This window comes from Streptomyces sp. CB01635, assembly GCF_002803065.1.
GTDB lineage: Bacteria > Actinomycetota > Actinomycetes > Streptomycetales > Streptomycetaceae > Streptomyces.
Window position 1 is genome coordinate 1 of the sequence record NZ_NNBL01000032.1, and the last position, 18,824, is coordinate 18,824.

Genomic DNA, 18,824 nt, shown 5'->3' on the forward strand with positions numbered 1-18,824 from the left:
CCGTTCGCGTTCGTCCGCTCCCCGATCGCCATGTACGCGGTGTCCTGACGGAACGGGACCGCCTGGTACAGCGAGGCGGCACCCGGCTCGGGACGCGGCTCACGAACAGCGGGCGTCAGACCGCGAACACGCTCCACGACCTGGCGCAGGTGCTCCGGCGTGGTACCACAACAGCCGCCCACCAGGGACAGGCCGTAGCTGTTGACGAAGTTCTCCTGCGCATCCGCCAGTTCGGGCGCGGTCAGCGGGAAGTAGGCGCCGTCCTTGGTCAGCACCGGCAGTCCCGCGTTCGGCATACACATCAACGGCGTCGTCGAGTGCTGCGCGAGATGGCGCAGGTGCTCGCTCATCTCGGCGGGGCCGGTCGAGCAGTTGAGGCCGATCAGGTCGATGCCCAGCGGCTCCAGGGCCGTCAGGGCCGCCCCGATCTCCGAGCCGAGGAGCATCGTGCCGGTCGTCTCGAAGGCCAGGGAGCAGATCAGGGGCAGTCCGACGCCCAGTGCCTCCATGGCCCGGCGGGCGCCGAGCAGGCCGGCCTTGGTCTGCAGCAGATCCTGTGTCGTCTCGACGATCAGTGCGTCGGCGCCGCCCGCGATCAGGCCCTCGGCGTTCTGCTGGAAGCCGTCGCGCAGGATGTCGTACGTGATGTGCCCGAGGGTGGGCAGCTTGGTGCCGGGGCCCATCGAGCCGAGGACCCAGCGCTGCTGCCCGGTCTTCGCGGCGAACTCGTCGGCGACCTCGCGCGCCACCCGGGCGCCGGCCTCGGAGAGCTCGACGATGCGGTCGGCGATCTCGTACTCGCCGAGGGCCGAGGAATTCGCGCCGAACGTGTTGGTCTCGACGCAGTCCACGCCCACCGAGAAGTACGCCTCGTGGACGGAGCGCACGATGTCGGGGCGAGTGACATTCAGGACCTCGTTGCAGCCCTCGAGGTCCTGGAAATCCTCCAGGGTGGGGTCCTGCTCCTGCAGCATGGTGCCCATCGCACCGTCGGCCACGACCACACGGGTGGCCAGGGCTTCGCGGAGGGCGGCCACGCGGGCGCGGTCGGACAGGGGCGGGAACATGTCGGTCATGCCGTGCCTCCGAGGCAGCCCGCGAGCGGCTGTGCCGCTTCGGTTCCGTACGCCTGCGCCACCGTGTCGAACAGAGCGGCCTTGTCCACGCGGTAGGCCTGCGAGCCGACCGTGGCCAGCGCCCGCGCGGCCAGGGCGCAGCCGAGCCGGGCCGCCGTCACCAGGGACAGGTCCCTGGCCACGGCGCCGAGGAAGCCGGCCCGGAAGGCGTCACCCACGCCCGTCGGGTCGGCCACCGGCACCCCGGCGACGGCGGGCACGGTCAGCGGGGGCCGTCCCTCGCTCTCGACGAGGGCGCCGCGGTCGCCGAGCGTGGTGATCCAGGTGCCCACCCGGGACAGGACCTCCTCACGCGACCACCCCGTGCGCTCAAGGAGCAGCGCGGCCTCGTACTCGTTGGTGAAGAGCCAACGGGCGCCGGACACCAGCTCCCTGACCTGCGGGCCGTCCAGACGGGCGAGCTGCTGGGACGGGTCGGCCGCGAAGGCGACCCCGAGTTCGCGGCACTGCCGGGTGTGGCGCAGCATCGCCTCCGGGTCGTTGGGAGCGACCACGACCAGGTCGAGTCCGGCGACCGGTACGGGCAGCCGGGTGAGGTCGATCTCGCGGGCCTCCGCCATCGCGCCGGTGTAGAAGGACGCGATCTGGTTGGAGTCGCGGTCCGTGGTGCACATGAAGCGGGCGGTCTGCCGCTCGTCGGACACGTGGACTCCACCGGTGTCGACGCCGTTCTCCTTGAGCCACACCTCGTACTCGGCGAAGTCGGCGCCGACGGCACCGACCAGCAGGGGTTCGAGGCCGAGGCCGCCGAGGCCGAAGGCGATGTTGGCGGCGACCCCGCCGCGCCGTACGTCGAGGCTGTCGACGAGGAACGACAGTGAGACATGTTCCAGTTGATCAGGGATCAGCTGGTCCGCGAACCGGCCGGGGAAGACGGTCAGATGGTCGGTGGCGATCGAGCCTGTCACCGCTGTACGCACGTTGGCACTCCCGTCGGGGCGACGTGACCGGTCAGATACCGGCCGCGGCCCTGAGTTGGGGGGCGCGGTCGGTCCGCTCCCAGGTGAAGTCGGACAGTTCGCGGCCGAAGTGGCCGTACGCGGCGGTCTGCGCGTAGATCGGGCGCAGCAGGTCGAGGTCGCGGATGATCGCGGCGGGGCGCAGGTCGAAGACCTCCCTGACGGCCTGCTCGATGCGCGTCTGGGCCACCCTGCCGGTGCCGAAGGTCTCGATGAACAGGCCGACCGGCTCGGCCTTGCCGATCGCGTACGCGACCTGGACCTCGCAGCGGTCGGCGAGTCCGGCCGCGACGACGTTCTTGGCGACCCAGCGCATCGCGTACGCGGCGGAGCGGTCGACCTTGGACGGGTCCTTGCCGGAGAAGGCGCCGCCGCCGTGGCGGGCCATTCCGCCGTACGTGTCGATGATGATCTTTCGGCCGGTGAGGCCGGCGTCGCCCATCGGGCCGCCGATCTCGAAGCGGCCGGTCGGGTTGACCAGCAGGCGGTACTCGTCCGTCTCCAGCTTGATCCCGTCCTCGGCGAGCCGGGCGAGCACGTGCTCGACCACGTGCTCCTTGATGTCGGGGGCGAGCAGGGTGTCGAGGTCGATGTCGGGCGCGTGCTGCGAGGAGACGACGACCGTGTCGAGGCGCACCGGCCGGCTGCCCCGGTACTCGATGGTGACCTGGGTCTTGCCGTCGGGGCGCAGGTACGGGAGCGTGCCGTTCTTGCGGACCTCGGTGAGGCGGCGCGACAGGCGGTGGGCCAGTTCGATGGGCAGCGGCATCAGCGTCGGCGTCTCGTTGGTCGCGTAGCCGAACATCAGCCCCTGGTCGCCCGCGCCCTGCCGGTCGAGCTCGTCGCCGTCGGCGGCGGCGCCCTCGGCGCGGGCCTCGTAGGCGACGTCGACGCCCTGTGCGATGTCCGGCGACTGGGCGCCGATCGACACGGAGACGCCGCAGGACTCGCCGTCGAATCCCTTGGCCGAGGAGTCGTACCCGATGCCGAGGATGGTGTCGCGCACCAGTTGGGCGATCGGCGCGTACGCCTTGGTGGTGACCTCGCCCGCGATGTGCACCTGGCCGGTCGTGATCAGGGTCTCGACGGCGACGCGTGAGGTCGGGTCCTCGCGCAGCAGGGCGTCCAGAATCGTGTCGCTGATCTGATCGGCGATCTTGTCGGGGTGGCCCTCGGTGACGGACTCCGAGGTGAACAGATAGGAGGACATGTTTCTCCAAAGAGTCTCGGGCGGACGGTGCGTCAGACCGTGCCGGTGGCGTACCGGCTCGCGGGGCGGCTCAGTCCGAGCCGGGCCCGCAGGGTGGTGTCCGCCGGCTGCGGCGCGCCGGAGCGGCGCAGCGTGGGGGCGGTCGTGGTGAGGAACGGGTCGTGCGCGCCGCTCAGCGCGACGGTGAGGCCGTCGGCGCCCGAGGCGGCCAGCAGGCCCTCGGCGTCGGCGTGGTCGAGCAGGGGGACGAGGACCTTGGCCCCGGGCGCCGACGACCGTACGGCGGGAACGTCCGCGGGGTCGTCGAGCAGTACGAGGTCGGCGTCCGCGGCGAGGGCGGGGCCCCGCACGGCGACGACCGGGTGTCCCTGGGGCGGGCGGGCGACGTTGAGCGGGCCGGCCACGTCGAAGTGGCGTCCGCGGTGGTCGAGTTGGTGGATCGTGTCGAGGCGCCAGTACTGGCCGTCGGCGCGGTCGTGGACGTACGCGTCGTCGTCGAAGCTGTCCCACAGCCCGCGGGCGACCTCGATCAGTTCGGCCGTACGGCCCTCGGCATCGGCGGCGCCCGCCAGCCAGCCGGTGCGGCCCCGGCCCAGGTGGTCGAGCGAGGCGACGATCCGGGCCACGTGGTAGGGCGCCTGGTCGGCGGGGAGCGGGGAGACGATCAGGCCGATGCGGTCGGTGCGCGCGGCGAGGGCCGCGGCCAGCGTGGTCGTCTCGAACGGGGCCTGGCGGCCGGGCGCCCCGGCCGCGTCGTCGAGGATCAGCGCGTCGAGACCGGCGGCCTCCGCGGCGCGTGCCACGGCGGTGAGCCCGTCGAGTGTCGGTGCGTCCGTGCCGTGCGTGGCGATCCGGCCGACCAGAAGAGGGGTGGTCATGCGGTGGCTCCTGCCGTGGTGCGGTCGGCCGGCTGCCCCGGCGCGGGGGCGTCGAGGCCGAGGTTCTCGCGCAGCGTGCTGCCTTCGTACGAGGTGCGGTACAGGCCGCGGCGCTGGAGCTCGGGGATCACGTGGTCGACGAAGTCGTCGGCGGAGCCCGGCAGATACGGGAAGTCGATGTTGAAGCCGTCGGCGCCGCGCCCGGTGAACCAGCTCTCCATGTGGTCGGCGAGCTGCTCGGGCGTGCCGACGACGATGTCGCCCATCAGCCGCAGGGCGAGCTGCCGGATGGACAGGTTCTCGCTGCGGGCGAGCCCCACCAGGCGCTCGGTCGTCGACTGGGACTGGTTGGTGTACGGGATGTCGGGCACGGGGCCGTCGATCGGGTACGCGCTCAGGTCGACGTCGCCGAGGAAGTCCTGCAGGGTGCGCAGCGCGACATGGTCGTGGGTGAGGTCCTGGAGCTCCTGCAGGCGCGCCTGCGCCTCGGCCTCGGTGGCGGCGACGATCGGTGCGAGGGTCGGCCACACGAGGACCTTCTCCGGGTCGCGCCCTTGGGCGGACACGCGCTTCTTGAGGTCGGTGTAGAAGCTCTGGGCGTCGGGGAGCGTGTTGTGCCTGGTGAAGATCACCTCGGCGTGGCGGGCGGCGAACTCCCGCCCCACGGGCGACGATCCGGCCTGGATGATGACGGGGCGGCCCTGCGGCGGGCGGGCGATGTCGAGCGGGCCTTCGACGGTGAAGTGCTCGCCGTGGTGGCCGATGGAGCGCTCGCCGCTGTCCCAGAGCTGCTTGACGACGTCGATGAACTCCTCGGCGCGCTGGTAGCGCAGGCCGTGTTCCAGGTGCTCGGGGAAGCCGAAGTTCGCGGACTCCCAGGGGGCGGCGGAGGTGACGACGTTCCATCCGGCGCGGCCGCCGCTGAGGTGGTCGAGGGAGGCGAACCGGCGGGCGATGTGGGCCGGTTCGTTGTAGGTCGTCGTCGCGGTGGCGCACAGTCCGATGTGCTCGGTGGCGGCGGCGTACGCGGCGAGCAGCGTCAGCGGCTCGAAGTGCTCGGTGCGCGAGGTGCGGCACAGCGAGTCGAGGCGGGTGCCCCACACGGCGACGATGTCGGCGATGAACACCGCGTCGAACAGGCCGCGTTCCAGGGTCCGGGCGTTCCTCTTGTGGAATTCGAAGTCGAGCTGGGCGTCCGCCTGGGTCGACGGATGGCGCCAGGCGGCGACGTGACCGCCGGGGCCGTCGATGATGCCGGCGAGGGTGATGCGCCGACGGGGCGTGGTCATGTTTCGGTTCTCTCCCTAGGTTCGGTGCGCTCGGCGTCAGTGCCTGACGGCGGACGCCAGGATCCGGGCGAGGGCGCGGACGTTTTCGCCGGTCAGCATCGTCACGTGGTTGCCCGGGACGACCCGGATGGCCAGGTCCTCGACGTGGTCCTCCCAGCCGAGGCCGGCCCGCGCGTGGAAGCGGTCGCTCTCGTCGTAGTCGGTGCCCTTGCCGAATCCGGTGTCCCCGGCGCGCAGCACGGCGACGGGGCCGGCGTACGGGCCCGGCCGGTAGCGCTGGACCGCCTCGACGCTGTCGCGCATCAGCGCGACCGGGTCGCCGCCGCCGTCGCCGCGCATCCACTCGGCGATCTGGGCGAGTTCGGTCAGATAGGAGGCGGAGCCGTCGGGTTCGGCGGTCCGCGCGTCCTGTTCGCCGTCCGGGTCCGAGGGCCGTGCGCCGGGGCCTTCCGCGTCCGGGGCCGGAGCGCGGCCCTCGGCGACGGCGCGCAGCTGGTTGGCGAAGGAGCCGTCGGCGTCGGCGTCGGTGAGTTCGCCGTCGGGGGCGCCGGCGTCGACCATCACCACCAGCGGCGGGCGGCCGCCCTCCTCGGTGATCCGCCGCGCGATCTCGTAGGCGATGACACCGCCGCCGGAGAAGCCGCCCAGAACGATCCGCTCCCCCGAGTCCAGGGCGGGGCGCAGCGCTTCGAGATAGAGCTCGGCGAGCTGCTCGGCCGACAGATGCTCCGGCTCGGGGTCGTCCACGCGCGGGTCACGGATGCCGACCAGCGCCTCGGGGCCCTCGTAGCAGTGGGCGAGCTGCGCGTAGCAGGCGACCTGGCCGCCGGGCGGGTGGACGAGGTGGACGGTTCCCGCGCCGGGCCGCTCGGCGGGGCGCAGTGGTACGAGGACATCGGCGGGACCGGAGCCGGTGGTGTCCCGCGGCTCCTGGGTGAGCAGATGGGCGAGCTCACCGGCCCTGGGGTGGGCGAGGAGTTCGTCCAGGCGCAGGGTGCGTCCGGAGCGCAGGTTGAGCTCCCGCAGCAGCCGCATCGCCAGGAGCGAGTGACCGCCCGCCTGGAAGAAGTGCACACCGGGGTCGGCGACGGGGGTGCCGAAGACGGCCTGCCATGCCTCCTTCACCACCTGGGTCTGCGGTCCCTCGGGCCAGGTCACCGCCTCACCGGCGGCGTCGGCCACGGGCTCGGTGCGGTCCGCCATCCTCGGCAGGTCCGCCGGGGACAGCCCGGCGAGGATGTCGGCCACGGTCGTCGACTCGTCGGCCGTGTCGGGCAGTGCACGCAGCAGCCCGGCGCACTGGTCGACGAGCAGGGCGGCGTCGGCGTCGGTGATCCGGCCGCGGTCGTACACGGCGGTGAGGACCAGGCTGCCGTCCACGTCGCGGAAGGCGAGGAGGGTGACCGGGAAAGCGGTCTGGGAACCGGCGGCCTCCGGGAGTTCCACGCGGATGCCGTGCGCGGCGAGCGTGGACTCCAGGTCCTCGGAGGAGCGTGGGTAGTTCTCGAAGACGATCAGGCTCTCGACGAGTTTCTCGTCCGCCCTGCGCCCGCTCCACTCGTGGATCTGTCCGGTCGACACCCACTCGTACGCGGCCATGTCGAGCGCCTGGTCGCGCAGTTCGGTCAGCAGCTGGGGCACGGTGTGCGCCGGGTCGACCTGGATGGTCATGGGCAGCGAGTTCATCAGCAGTCCCGGGAGCCGCTCGACGGAGTCGAGGGCGATACCGCGGCCCGAGACGGTGACGCCGAAACCGACCGGGGACGGCCCGTGGCCGCCGCCCGCCCGGTACAGCAGCAGCGCCCACACGGCCTGCAGCGCGCTGGACTCGGTCGCGGCGCGGGCGGCCGCCCAGGAACGCAGCCGGTCGGCCTCCGGGCGGCTGAGCCGGACCTCCGCGCGGCTCCAGCCGCTCTGGCCGGTCGCGGGGCCGGGGAGCGCGGGCCGCACCAGCGGAGCGGCGGCCGGCACCGCCGCCGACCAGAACTCCCGCGCCGGAGCGGTGTCCTGCTCGGCGAGCCAGCGCGCGTAGTCGCGGATGTCGGGGCGCCGCTCGCTGCCCGGCAGGGTGCCGTCGGCGAAGTAGGCCCGGTAGAACTCCTGGAGCAGGACCGACACACTCCAGCCGTCCAGCAGTACGTGGTGGAACGTGATCAGCACGCGGGTCGACGGGGTCCCGGCGCCGTCCGGGTCGTCGACGAGTGTGGCCCGCAGGAGCCCCGGCACGCGCAGGTCGAAGCCGCGCACGCGGTCCTGCTCCATCAGCTCGTCCCAGTCGACGCTGCCGGCCGGGTGCCGGACGACGTCGGCGGTGACCCGGTCGTGCAGGACCAGGCACGGCGCGTCGTCCCAGTCGAACGCGGCCCGCAGCACGGTCTCGCGGTCGAAGACGGACTGCCAGGCGGCGGTGAACCGCTCGGTGTCCAGGGGGCCGTACCAGCGCCAGAACAGCTGCTCCACATAGCGGCCGCTGCCGGAGTGGGCGAGTGCGTCGAGGAGCAGGCCGTGCTGCTGAGGAGTGACGGGCACCGTCTCCCGCGGGTCCACGGCGGACGGGCCGGCGGTGCTGGAGTCGGGCAGCGCCCCGGCACGGGACGGCTCGGCCGCCGGGAGAGCGGCCGGGAGGCCCGGAGCCGTGATCTCGCCCGCGGACACGGCGTCCGGGTCGGCTCCCGCGAGGGTGGCCAGGACCCAGCGCATCTGGTCCACGAGCGCCTTGACACCAGCCTCGTCGACACCGTCGGCGGGGCTGGGCACCCAGGTGAGCCCCATGCGCAGCCGGCCGCCGTGGACGATGCCGTACACCTCGATGCCGTACACCCGCTCGCAGCGCGCGGAGTGCTCGCGCGGGATGGGGCGGCCGGACATGGTGAAGCCGCCGTCCGCACTCAACTGGTCGGCCTGGCCGTAGTAGTTGAAGCAGACGAGGGCGGGCGGCAGGGTACGCAGCTGGGTGCGAAGCGCGGGATCGGAGGAGAACTCGCGGCAGGCGCCGAAGCCGACGCCGCCGTCCGGCACGCCGGTCAGGCCGTCGGCGACCTGGGCGAGCCAGCGCTCCGGGTCCGTGGCGCGCTCGGCGGCGAGGACGACCGGGTGGATGGAGGTGAACCAGCCGACCGTGCGGAACAGGTCGTCGCGGCCGTGCCGGCCATGGGTCTCGACGTCGAAGGTCACCTCACGGGTACCCCGCCACCGGGCGAGTGCCTGGGCGAAGGCGCCGGTCATCACCTGGTGGACCTGCAGGCCGAGCTTGCGGGGCAACGGTCCGATGAGGCGGGTGGTGGCCTCGGGGTCGAGGGAGAACTCGACGCGGCGGATGTCCTGCTCGTCGGGCGCCGGGGTGGTGAGCAGCAGGCTCCGGGCCTCGCCGCGGGCGGCGGCCAGGGCGCGCCAGTAGTCGGCCTCGCCGGGGCGTGCGGCGACGGCGGGGAGGGAGGCGACCCACTCCTCGTAGCGGCACGCCTCGTCGGGCAGGGCGGGCAGTGTGCCGTCGGACAGGGACGCCAGTGCGTGCTCCAGGTCCTCCAGGAGGATGCGCCAGGAGACGCCGTCGACGACCAGGTGGTGGATGGCGACGAGCAGCAGACCGTTGTCCTCGGGCCGACGCCGGTCGTGGGCGAGGAGAGCGCGGACGTGGACGCCCTTGAGCGGGTCGAGGCTGCGCTCGATCTCTTCGAGGGCCGCGTCGAGTTCGCCGTCGTCGGTGACGTCGCGCTCGCGCAGGACGTCACGTGGGTCGTAGGCGGAGAACGGCGCGGCCCCGGTCATGTGGCCCTCGGAGAAGTCGCCGTGTGCGTCCGCCGTGAAGCGGGCGCTGAGCGCGGGGTGTGCCGCGACGACGGCCTGCATGGCGAGGCGCAGCACGGTGGGGTCGACGGGGCGGTTGAGTTCCAGGAGCACCGACTGGTTCCACTGGTGCAGGTCCGTCCTGATGTGCCGGAAGAACCAGGACTGCACCGGTGCGAGCGGAGAGACACTGCTGCCGCGGGTGGGGTCCGCGGCGGCCGGTACGTCGGCGGCCGCCCCGGCGGCGGCGGGTTCGCCGGTGGGCTGCGGTGCGCCGGCGTCCAGGTGTGCGGCGAGATCGGCCAGCACGGGATGGCGGTAGATCTCGCGCATGGCGAGGGTGAAGCCCTCGCGGCGCAGCCGGGAGACCATCTGCATGGCGAGGATCGAGTCGCCTCCGGCTTCGAAGAACTGCGCGTCGTCGCGCACGTCCCCGAGGAGCTCTCCCCAGACGCTACGGACGGCCGGCAGCGAGCTCCTGACGTCGGCGCGCGGCGCGGAAGCGGCCGGTGCGGGAGCGGTCGGCGCGGAAACAGCCGGCGCGGTAGCGGCCTCGGGCGATGCGGCGGGCTCGACCGGCCCGGCGGGCTCGACCGGCCCGGTGGGCTCGGCCTCGACGGCCGGCTCGCCCTGCGTCGCCAGCTGATCGAGGGCCCGGCGGTCGGTCTTGCCGTTCGGCAGGACGGGGATGCCGGGCACCCGATGGAAGTGGGCCGGGACCATGTGGGACGGCAGCAGCGGCCCGAGAGCCGCGCGCACGTCCGTGACCTCGGCCCGCGTCACCACATGGGCCACGATCTGGAGGCTGCCCCGGGCATGGCGGGAGACCTGGACCGAGGCGTCCTGGACGGCGGGCAGCGACATCAACGCCGCGCGGACCTCGCCCAGTTCGACCCGGTTTCCGTTGATCTTGACCTGGTCGTCGAGGCGGCCCAGGTGGGTGAGAGCGCCGCCCGGCAGGAGCCGGACCAGGTCCCCCGTGCGGTACACGGTGTCCGTGCGGCCGCCCACCTGCAGGGCGCGGTAGCGGTCCGCGGTGCGCTCGGGGTCCCCTACGTAGCCGTCGGAGACGGTGCCGCCCCCGATCCACAGCTCGCCCGGTGCGCCCGGCGGCAGTTCGCGCAGGGACTCGTCGAGCACGTAAGCGCGGATGTTGTCGAAGGGCACTCCGATCGGCACCTCGCCGCGGCGTGTCCAGAACGAGTCGTCCCCGCGGCCCCAGGAGAAGACCGTGGAGTACGACGTCTCGGTCGGCCCGTAGGCGTTGTGCAGCCGGGCCGGGTGCGCCGCCTCGAAGGCGATGCGGAGCTCGTTGGGCAGTGACTCGCCGGTGGAGACGACCGTGCGCAGGGTGCGGTTGGCCGTGAACGCCTCCGCCTCCAGCAGCAGACGCAGTTGGGAGGGGACGGCGTGCAGCAGCGTGACGCCGTGCCGCTCGATGGCCTCGGCCAGCAGGTCCGGGTCGCGTTCGGCGTCCGGTGGCGCCACGACCAGGCGGGCGCCCGACACGAGGGCGACGAGCATCTCGTGGGCGCTGACGTCGAAGGTGAAGGGCGCCTTGAGGAGCATCGCGTCGTCGGAGCCGATGCCGAAGTGCCGGACGGCGGCGAGGACGTCGGTGACCAGGGCGCGATGGCTGAGCTGGACGCCCTTGGGGGTGCCGGTGGAGCCGGAGGTGTACAGGACGTGCAGCGCGTCGGCGGACGTCGGCCCCTGCACGGCCGCCACGCCGGACCTGGCCAGGTCGGCCAGCGGCACCTGCTGCGGGCCCGCCGGGCAGGCCCCGGCGGTGTCGGGGGCGACGATCGCGAGCCGGATCCCGCTGCTGTCGACGATGTGGCGGCGCCGCGCCTCGGGGTGGGCGGCGTCCAGAGGCACGTATGCGGCACCGGTGCGCAGGATCCCGAGCATCGCGGCGACGGCCTCGTCGCTGCGGGGCAGCAGGACGCCGACCCGGTCGCCGGCGCGCACGCCGCGGGCGACGAGTCCGGCGGCGTACCCCTCGATACGGGCGTCCAGTTCGCGACGGGTCCAGCGGCGGTCGCCGAACTCGACGGCCACCGCGTCCGGGCGTGCCTGCGCGGCGGCGCGGATCAGTGTGTCGATGTCCGTGTCGTCGAGGGGGTGGTCGGTGGCGTTGAGGTGGTCGAGGGTGGCGCGGGCGCGCGGCCCGATCCCGTCGAGCTCGGCGACGGCACGGTCCGGCCCGCGCACCAGCTGCCGGGCGAGCTCGCAGACGTGCTCGGTGAAGGCCTCGGCGGTCGCGGTCTCGATGCGGGCGGCGTCGTACTTGAGCCGGCCGCGCAGCGTGCCCCCGCCCTCGTACAGCTCGAGGGTGAGCAGACCGAGGCCGGGAGTGGGGACGTCCTGGCGCCACCGGGCGCGCAGTCCGCCGCGCAGCTCGACGCCCTCGTCGGCGGCGGCGCCCGGGTCGGCCCAACTGTGCAGCACGAACGTGCAGTTGAACGGGTCGGCCGCGGCGCCGCCCGGGGCGAGCTTCGCGATGCGCGGGAACGGAAGGCGCGAGTGGTCCACGGCGCGGGCCAGTTCCCGCTGCACGCCGCCGACGAACGCGGCGGCCGTCAGGTCCGGGTCCTGGGCGGGGGCGCGCACCAGGAGGGTACGGACGAAGTAGCCGACGGTGCGGTCGAAGCGCGGGTCGGTACGGGCGCCCAGCGGGACACCGACGGTGGGCGCCTGCTGGCGGCCGTACGTGCCCAGGGCCTTGAGGTAGGCGGCGAGCAGCACGGCGGCGGCACCCGCCCGGTGCTGCCGCGAGAACGCGTTGATCTCGCCCCACAGTCCGGCGTCCAGGTCCAGCGGCACCATCGCCTCGCGGGGGGCGTCGGCGCCCGGGGTGTCCAGCGGGAAGTCGACGGTGAGGTCGGCGCCGTCGAGCCGGCCGCGCCAGTACTCCTCGGCGGCGGCGGTGTCCTGCCCGGCCTCATGGGCGCGGGCGGTGACGTAGGCGCCGAATCCGGCGGGGGCGGCGCCGGGCACCTCGCCGTATTCGTACGCGCCGAGCAGGTCGGCGAGGAGGAGGCCGGTGGACTCTCCGTCGACGACGAGGTGGTGCACGACGAGCAGCAGCGTGTGGTGATCGGGTGCGTGCGCGATCAGCACGGCGCGCAGCACGCCGTCGCGTTCCAGGTCGAGTTCCCGGCGGGCTTCGGCGAGCAGGGCCCGGGCCGGACCGTGACCGGTGTCGCGGGCGGCGCCGCGGCGCTCCATGCGCGGGGCGCGGGCCGGGTCGACGTCGAGGAAGGGCAGTCCGTCGCCGCTGCCGGTGTCGTCGTCGCAAACGCGCGCCGAGAGCAGCGGGTGGCGGGCGACGAGAGCGGCCAGGGCTGCCTCCAGCGCGGCGTCGTCGAGCGGGCCGCGCAGGTCGATGGCGAGCGGCACGTTGTACGGCGAGTTCTGCGGGTCGGCCCGGTGCTGGAGCAGCAGCCCGAGCTGGTCCTCGGTCAGGGGTACGGTGCCCGCCTCGGCCGCCCCTGGGCCGGCGGTCGCGGCGGTCTGCGCGCCTGAGCGCTGGAGCATGGTCATCAGGTGTCTCCTGAGTCGGAATCCGAGGCTTGGGTTCGTCCGGGCACACCTCGGCCCGGTGGTCCGCACGGTCCGGGCACGAGTGTGGTGCGCGCCGCCGACACGTCGCTGACGTGCGGCTGATGCAGCGCGCGACGGCGGACCGCCCGCTGTGCCGGACGGCCGGGGTGTCAGCTGCGGCCCGAGCGGGCCTCGACCAGGGCCGCGAGGCGGTCCAGGCCGACGTTGATGTCCTGGGCGGTCAGCACGGAGTACGACAGCCGCAGCTGGCGCAGTCCGCCGGTGCCCGCGTAGAAGTGGTACATCGGGGTCCACAGCACGCCGAAGCGCCGGGCGGACTCCTCCAGTGCCTCCTCGTCGGCGGTGAACGGCACGGTGACCACGGCGAACAGGCCGCCGGTGGGCACGTTCCAGCTCACCCCGCTGCCCCCGCCCTGCGGGAAGCGCGCGGCGAGGCCGTCGAGCAGGGTGCGCAGGTTGCGGCGGTAGACGGCGGCCTCGCGGGCGCAGGCCCGTTCCATGCTGCAGCCGTGCTCGAGGAGCAGTCCGCCGATCGCCGCCTGCGCGAGCGCCGAGGTGTTGAGCGTGAACATGCTCTTGAGCTTGGCGAGCTGATCGGCGAAGAAGCCGCCCTGCGCGACCGGCTGGTCGGCGACGACGTACCCGATGCGGGCGCCGGGGTAGGCGGTCTTGGAGTACGAGCCGATGTAGACGACCCGTCCCGCGGTGTCCAGGGACTTGAGAGTGGGCAGCCGGCCCTGGCCGTCGTGGAACATCGAGTACGGGTTGTCCTCGATCAGCAGGATGTCCTGCTCCTCGGCGACGCGCAGCAGGCGCCTGCGGTCGTCGAGGGACATCCGGGAGCCGCCGGGGTTGGCGAAGTCGGGGATGACGTAACAGGCCCGCGGGTGCAGGCCGTCGGCGCGGGCCCGGGCAATGCTGCGCGCCACGTCGTCGGGGTCGAGACCGCCGGGGCCCTCGGGCACCAGGTGGACCGCGGTCTCGGTGAGCCGGGCGGCGCCGGTGAAGCCGACGTAAGTCGGTGCGGCGGCGAGCACGACGTCGCGTTCGTCGCGGCGCAGTGCCCGCAGCAGCAGGACCATGGCCTCCTGGCAGCCGGTGGTGACGAGCACCGCGTCCGGGTCGGCCGGGATCCCTTCGTCCACCTCCAGCTGACGGACGATCAGCTCGTTGATGATGCCTTTGGTGGGGCCGTACTGGAACAGGGCCCGGCGCACCTGTTCCTCGCCGAGTCCGCGCTCCTGCTCCAGGTACCGGGTGAACCGCCGCAGATGCCGGTGCAGCGCCTCGGTGCGGTAGTGGCCCTCGTAGGGGCGGCCCGCCGCGAACGACACGGCGTCGGGGTAGTTCCCGGTGACCTCGTTGAGCAGCGTCATCGAGGTCAGCGCGGGGTCGGCGAGGCTGGTGTGCAGGTCGGCGACGGCCAACAGGGGCGCGGCCCGGGGTGCTTCGAGCAGCGCGGCCGCTTTCATGCGGCGGCCTCGTCCATGGCGTCCACGAGGCTCTTGGGCCGCATGTCGGTCCAGTTCTCGCTGATGTGGGCGAGCGCGCTCTCGCGGTCGGTGGCCGGCAGGGCGATGCTCCAGCCGGCGGGGACCTCGGCGAAGGACGGCCACAGCGAGTACTGGCCCTCGTGGTTGACCAGGACGAGATACGTGCCTTCGGCGTCCTCGAAGGGGTTGCTCATGACGGTCTCCCGGTTCCTTGTGCTAGGCGTGGTGGGACGGCGGTTGCAGTGGTCCCCATCCAGGCTGGCCGGGAGGGCCGACGCGGGGCTGACATGTCGCTGACGAGGTCGTCGACCAGCTCGAGCAGTACGGGCGCGGGCTCGTCGGCCAGGTGGAAGTGGCCGCCGGAGAAGGTCCGGTGGCGTACGGGACCGGTGGTGGCCGCGGTCCAGTCGGCGGCTTCGTCCGCGGTGAGTTCGGGGTCGCCGGTGGCCCGGTGCACGGTGAGGGGTAGGTCCGGGGCGGGCCCGGCGGGCTGTACGTAGGTCTCGGCGAGCGCGTAGTCGGCGCGCGCGGTGCGCAGCACCAGGTCGAGCAGGTCGGGGTGGGCGAGGACCTCGTCGGGAACGCCCTCGAGACGGCGCAGTTCGGCGATGAGTTCCCGGTCGCTGCCGAGGTGGACCCTGCCGGGCCTGACCCGGTGCGGCGGGGGCATACCGGAGACGATCAGCCGCAGCGGCGGGTGGCCCGCGGCCAGCAGGCGCCGCGCTGTCTCGTAGGCGGCGAGGGCGCCGAGGCTGTGCCCGTACAGGACGACGGGGCGGTCGAGCAGGGGCCGGGCCGCGTCGGCGGCGGCGTCGGCCAGCGCGTGCAGATCGGTGTGCAGCGGTTCGGCGATGCGGTCGGTGTGGCCGGGGTACTGGACGGCGTGCAGCTCGACGGTCTCGGGCAGCAGGGCGGGCCAGTTCCAGTAGGCGGTGGCCGAGCCGCCGCCGTGCGGGAAGCACATGAGCCGCACCTGGGCGGCCGGCCGGGGCACGGGGCAGCGGTACCAGGCGGCGGTGACACCGGTGGTGCTCATGCGGCCGCTCCTGACCGCGCGGGCCATTCAAGGCGGGCCACGGCGTCGAGCACGCGCTGGACGTCCGGGAGGTAGTGGGCTTCGAGCAGCGGGGCGGGGTAGGGCACGTCGAATCCGGTGACGCGGCGCACCGGGGCCTCCAGGTGGTAGAAGCAGCGCTCGGTGATCCGTGCCGCTATCTCGGCGCCGGGCCCGGCGAAGCCGTGGGCCTCGTGGATGACGACGGCACGCCCGGTGCGGCGGACGGCGGCGCACACGGTCTCCTCGTCGAACGGCGACAGGGTGCGCAGGTCGACGACCTCCAGGCTGATGCCCGCTTCGGCCGCGGCCTCGGCGGCCGCCATGGCCACGGGCAGCGAGGGCCCGTAGGTGACGAGGGTGGCGTCGGTGCCGGGCCTGCGGACGGCGGCCCAGCCGAGCGGCCCGGTGTCGACGGGGAGCGTGACCTCCTCCTTGTGCCAGTACAGGCGCTTGGGTTCGAGGAAGACGACCGGGTCGGGCGAGGCGATGGCGCGGCGCAGCAGCGAGTACGCGTCGGCGACGGTGGCGGGCGTGACGACGGTGAGGCCGGGGGTGGCCATGTAGTAGATCTCGGAGGAGTCGCTGTGGTGCTCGACGCCGCCGATGCCTCCGCCGTAGGGGATGCGCACGGTGATGGGCAGCGGCAGGGAGCCGCGGGTGCGGGAGCGGAACTTGGCGACGTGGCTGACGAGCTGCTCGAAGGCCGGATAGGCGAAGGCGTCGAACTGCATCTCCACGACGGGGCGGTAGCCGTACATCGCCATGCCCACGGCGGCGCCGATGATGGCGGACTCCGCCAGCGGCGTGTCGAAGCAGCGTTCGTCGCCGAACTCGCGGGCCAGGCCGTCGGTGACCCGGAAGACGCCGCCGAGGGTGCCGACGTCCTCGCCGAAGACCAGGGTGCGCTCGTCCTCGCGCATCGCGTGCCGCAGCGCCGAGTTGAGGGCCTTGGCCAGGGTGACCTCGGTGGCCGGGGTCATCGCCGGGCTCCTTCTGCCGCGGGACCGGTGTCCGCGGCCCGTTCGTCCGCGAGCAGCGCCGACTGTTCGCGCAGGTGGTGCGGCGGGTGGTGGTAGACGTGCTGGAACATCTCCATCGGGTCGCGCCGCGGCGGCTCGGCGAAGTCCCGGCGCAGCGCGGCGCTCAGCTCCTCGGCCGCCCGCGCTGTTTCGGCGATCCCCGCCCGGTCGAGGACGCCGTCGTCGACGAGGGTGTGCTCCAGGCGGGCGACCGGGTCCTTGTCGGCCCAGGCGGCGACCTCGTCCGCGGAGCGGTAGCGGGTGTCGTCGTCGGCGTTGGTGTGGGCCTCCATGCGATAGGTGAGGGCCTCGACGAGGGTGGGGCCGCCGCCGGTACGGGCCCGGTGGGCGGCCTCGGCGACGACCGCGTGCACGGCGAGCGCGTCGTTGCCGTCGACGACGGCTCCGGTGGCTCCGTAGCCCTCGGCCTTGTCGGCGAGGGAGCGGGCCGCGGTCTGCTTGCTCAGCGGGACGCTGATCGCGTACTGGTTGTTCTGGATGAAGAACACGACGGGTGCCCGGCGTACGGCCGCGTAGTTGACGGCCTCGTGGAAGTCGCCCTCGCTGGTCGCTCCGTCGCCGATGTAGGCGAGGGCCACCACGTCGTCGCCGCGCATCCGGGCCGCGTCGGCGAGTCCGGCCGCGTGCAGGCACTGGGTCGCGAGCGGGGTGCACTGGGGCGCCGCCCGGTGGGCGGCCGGGTCGTATCCGCAGTGGCGGTCGCCCCGGAACAGGGTGAGCACGTCCTCGGCGGGGATGCCCCTCGTCAGCAGGGCGACGCTCTCGCGGTAGGTCGGGAAGATCCAGTCGGTGGGGCGCAGGGCGAGCACCGACGCGGTCTGGCACGCCTCCTGGCCGCGCGAGGACGGATAGACCGCGAGCCTGCCCTGCCGGGTGAAGGTGGTGGCCGTCCGGTCGAAGGCACGGCCGACGACCATCGCCCGGTACAGCTGGAGCCCGGTCAGGGCCGCGGCCGTGCCGGGCGCGGAGGGTGCGGGCGCGTCGAGCACCGTCATCGCTTCTCGCCGCCGCTCGCGCCGGCGTCGGCCCCGCCCCGGTTCCGGTTGATCCAGGTGTTCTCCAGGGTGGTGATGAGGCCTGGGCTGTGCAGCTGGCGGGCCTGCTCGTACGCGTACTGGGCCAGGTAGCGGCGGAACAGTTCGAGGGGCTCCTCGACGAGGTTGAGCATGCGCCGGTTGGCTCCGACGGCCGGGTGGTCGAGGTGCCCGGCGGCCGCGCGGACGGCGCCGTCCATGGCGTCCGCGGGCACGGTCTCGTCGACGAAGAGGGACGCCTCGGGGTCGGTGGCCCGCAGTTTCCTGCCCCAGAAGATCAGGCGCCGCGTCAGGCGCGAGCCCGTCAGGTGCAGAAGGCGCATGTTGGCGACGCCCGGGACCAGCCCCTCCTCCATGGCCGGCAGGCTGAACCAGGAGTCGTCGGCGGCGACGACCCGGTCCATGGCGGGCAGGATCTGCATGCCGCCGCCGATGGCGAAGGCGTCGACGGCGGCGACCCACGGCTTGTCGGCGTCCGGCCACCAGCCGTCGCCCGCCGTGTCGTCCAGGCACAGGCCGCGCACGAACTTGGCGATGTATCCGGCCTCGCGGCGCAGCAGGAAGCCGAGCAGCGAGATGTCGCCGTGGTAGAGGTGCGTGAGGTTGATGCCCGCGCTGAAGACGCGCCGGCCCGCGTAGGCGGGGTGGGACTGGGGGGCGCCGCGCAGCACGCCGACGTGGCTGGCGGGGTCGAGCAGCACCAGGTCGGTGCCGGTCTCCAGGGCCTCGACGGCGGCGTCGTCCTCGGCGTTGAGGAACTCGGCGTTGCACAGCTCCAGTTGGGCGATGCCGTCCTCGCGGGTGACGGTGGCGATGCCCAGGTCGGCGTGGCCGGTGAGCTGGTAGTCGAGGAGGGCGGCACGGGCGCGCGCGGTGGGGCGGAGCATGGAGCGCAGCAGGTGGTTGCCTGCGGTGGGGGCGTTCAGGACGGCCTGGAGGAAGATGCCGACGGCGATCTCCCAGCCCTCCTTGTTGCGCTGCGTGTGCCGTGACTCCGCGGCGAGCTGGGCTCGGGTGGGCACCAGGCCCGGGAAGTGCGCGGCGGCCAGGCCGGTCAGTTCCTCCAGGCGCGGGCTGCGGGTGAGGCCGTCCGTGAGCTCGGCGTAGATCCGCTCGGCGTACGCCGCGAGGAACCGGCGGCGCAGGCTGCTCGCCTCGTCGTGGAGGGCCGCGGCGTCGCGCTGTTCGGCGGCGGTGCGCTCGGTGCGCGGCGGCATCGCCTCGACGATCCGCACGACGGACTCGAGATGGGCGGTGACCGGGCCGCGGTCCTTGGCGAAGTCACCACTGAGGTTGGGCGGGTGGCCGGGTGCCGTCCGCAGCAGCACGGCGGGGGCGGCGAGCGTGGGTGTGCGCACGGTGTGTCTCCGATCGT

General features: G+C 73.5%; 12 protein-coding genes. All 12 read right to left on the reverse strand.

The features are described 5' to 3' along the window. A partial coding sequence (locus CG723_RS39960; RefSeq protein ID WP_199842081.1) for a homocysteine S-methyltransferase family protein occupies positions 1-1,076 on the reverse strand: 1,076 nt, incomplete at its 3' end. Continuing rightward, positions 1,073-2,056 (reverse strand): carbohydrate kinase family protein, encoded by a 984-nt coding sequence (locus CG723_RS39965; protein ID WP_100598461.1) that lies wholly within the window; start codon positions 2,054-2,056, stop codon positions 1,073-1,075. The genes CG723_RS39965 and CG723_RS39960, both read right to left, overlap by 4 nt. A 31-nt stretch (positions 2,057-2,087) precedes the next feature. Next, positions 2,088-3,305 (reverse strand): methionine adenosyltransferase, encoded by a 1,218-nt coding sequence (gene metK, locus CG723_RS39970; protein ID WP_100598462.1) that lies wholly within the window; start codon positions 3,303-3,305, stop codon positions 2,088-2,090. Positions 3,306-3,337: 32 nt separating this feature from the next. Next, on the reverse strand, positions 3,338-4,183 hold the full coding sequence (locus CG723_RS39975) for an LLM class flavin-dependent oxidoreductase (protein ID WP_100598463.1): 846 nt from the start codon (positions 4,181-4,183) through the stop codon (positions 3,338-3,340). After that, positions 4,180-5,472 carry an LLM class flavin-dependent oxidoreductase gene (locus CG723_RS39980; protein ID WP_100598464.1) on the reverse strand — a complete coding sequence of 431 codons (1,293 nt, stop codon included), beginning with the start codon at positions 5,470-5,472 and terminating at the stop codon, positions 4,180-4,182. The genes CG723_RS39975 and CG723_RS39980 overlap by 4 nt, the downstream gene beginning before the upstream one ends. Before the next feature lie 36 nt (positions 5,473-5,508). Beyond that, the gene (locus tag CG723_RS39985) at positions 5,509-12,804 is read right to left on the reverse strand and encodes a non-ribosomal peptide synthetase (protein WP_100598465.1); all 7,296 of its coding nucleotides are present in this window, start codon (positions 12,802-12,804) and stop codon (positions 5,509-5,511) included. Between the two features lie 170 nt (positions 12,805-12,974). Further along, positions 12,975-14,297: an aminotransferase-like domain-containing protein gene (locus tag CG723_RS39990; RefSeq protein ID WP_100598466.1), complete on the reverse strand. Its 1,323-nt coding sequence runs from the start codon at positions 14,295-14,297 to the stop codon at positions 12,975-12,977. Then, positions 14,294-14,512, reverse strand: a complete 219-nt coding sequence (locus CG723_RS39995) for an MbtH family protein (RefSeq protein ID WP_100598467.1) — start codon at positions 14,510-14,512, stop codon at positions 14,294-14,296. Before CG723_RS39995 ends, CG723_RS39990 begins: the two co-directional genes overlap by 4 nt. Then, positions 14,509-15,354 (reverse strand): thioesterase II family protein, encoded by an 846-nt coding sequence (locus tag CG723_RS40000; protein ID WP_159032638.1) that lies wholly within the window; start codon positions 15,352-15,354, stop codon positions 14,509-14,511. Before CG723_RS40000 ends, CG723_RS39995 begins: the two co-directional genes overlap by 4 nt. Continuing rightward, entirely contained in the window at positions 15,351-16,355 is a 1,005-nt protein-coding gene (locus CG723_RS40005) for an alpha-ketoacid dehydrogenase subunit beta (RefSeq protein WP_100598469.1), read from the reverse strand. Before CG723_RS40005 ends, CG723_RS40000 begins: the two co-directional genes overlap by 4 nt. Beyond that, complete coding sequence (locus CG723_RS40010) at positions 16,352-17,410, reverse strand: thiamine pyrophosphate-dependent enzyme (RefSeq protein WP_100598470.1); 1,059 nt, start codon at positions 17,408-17,410, stop codon at positions 16,352-16,354. The genes CG723_RS40005 and CG723_RS40010 overlap by 4 nt, the downstream gene beginning before the upstream one ends. After that, entirely contained in the window at positions 17,407-18,807 is a 1,401-nt protein-coding gene (locus CG723_RS40015; RefSeq protein WP_234374770.1) for an enoyl-CoA hydratase/isomerase family protein, read from the reverse strand. Before CG723_RS40015 ends, CG723_RS40010 begins: the two co-directional genes overlap by 4 nt. Positions 18,808-18,824: the final 17 nt, after the last annotated feature.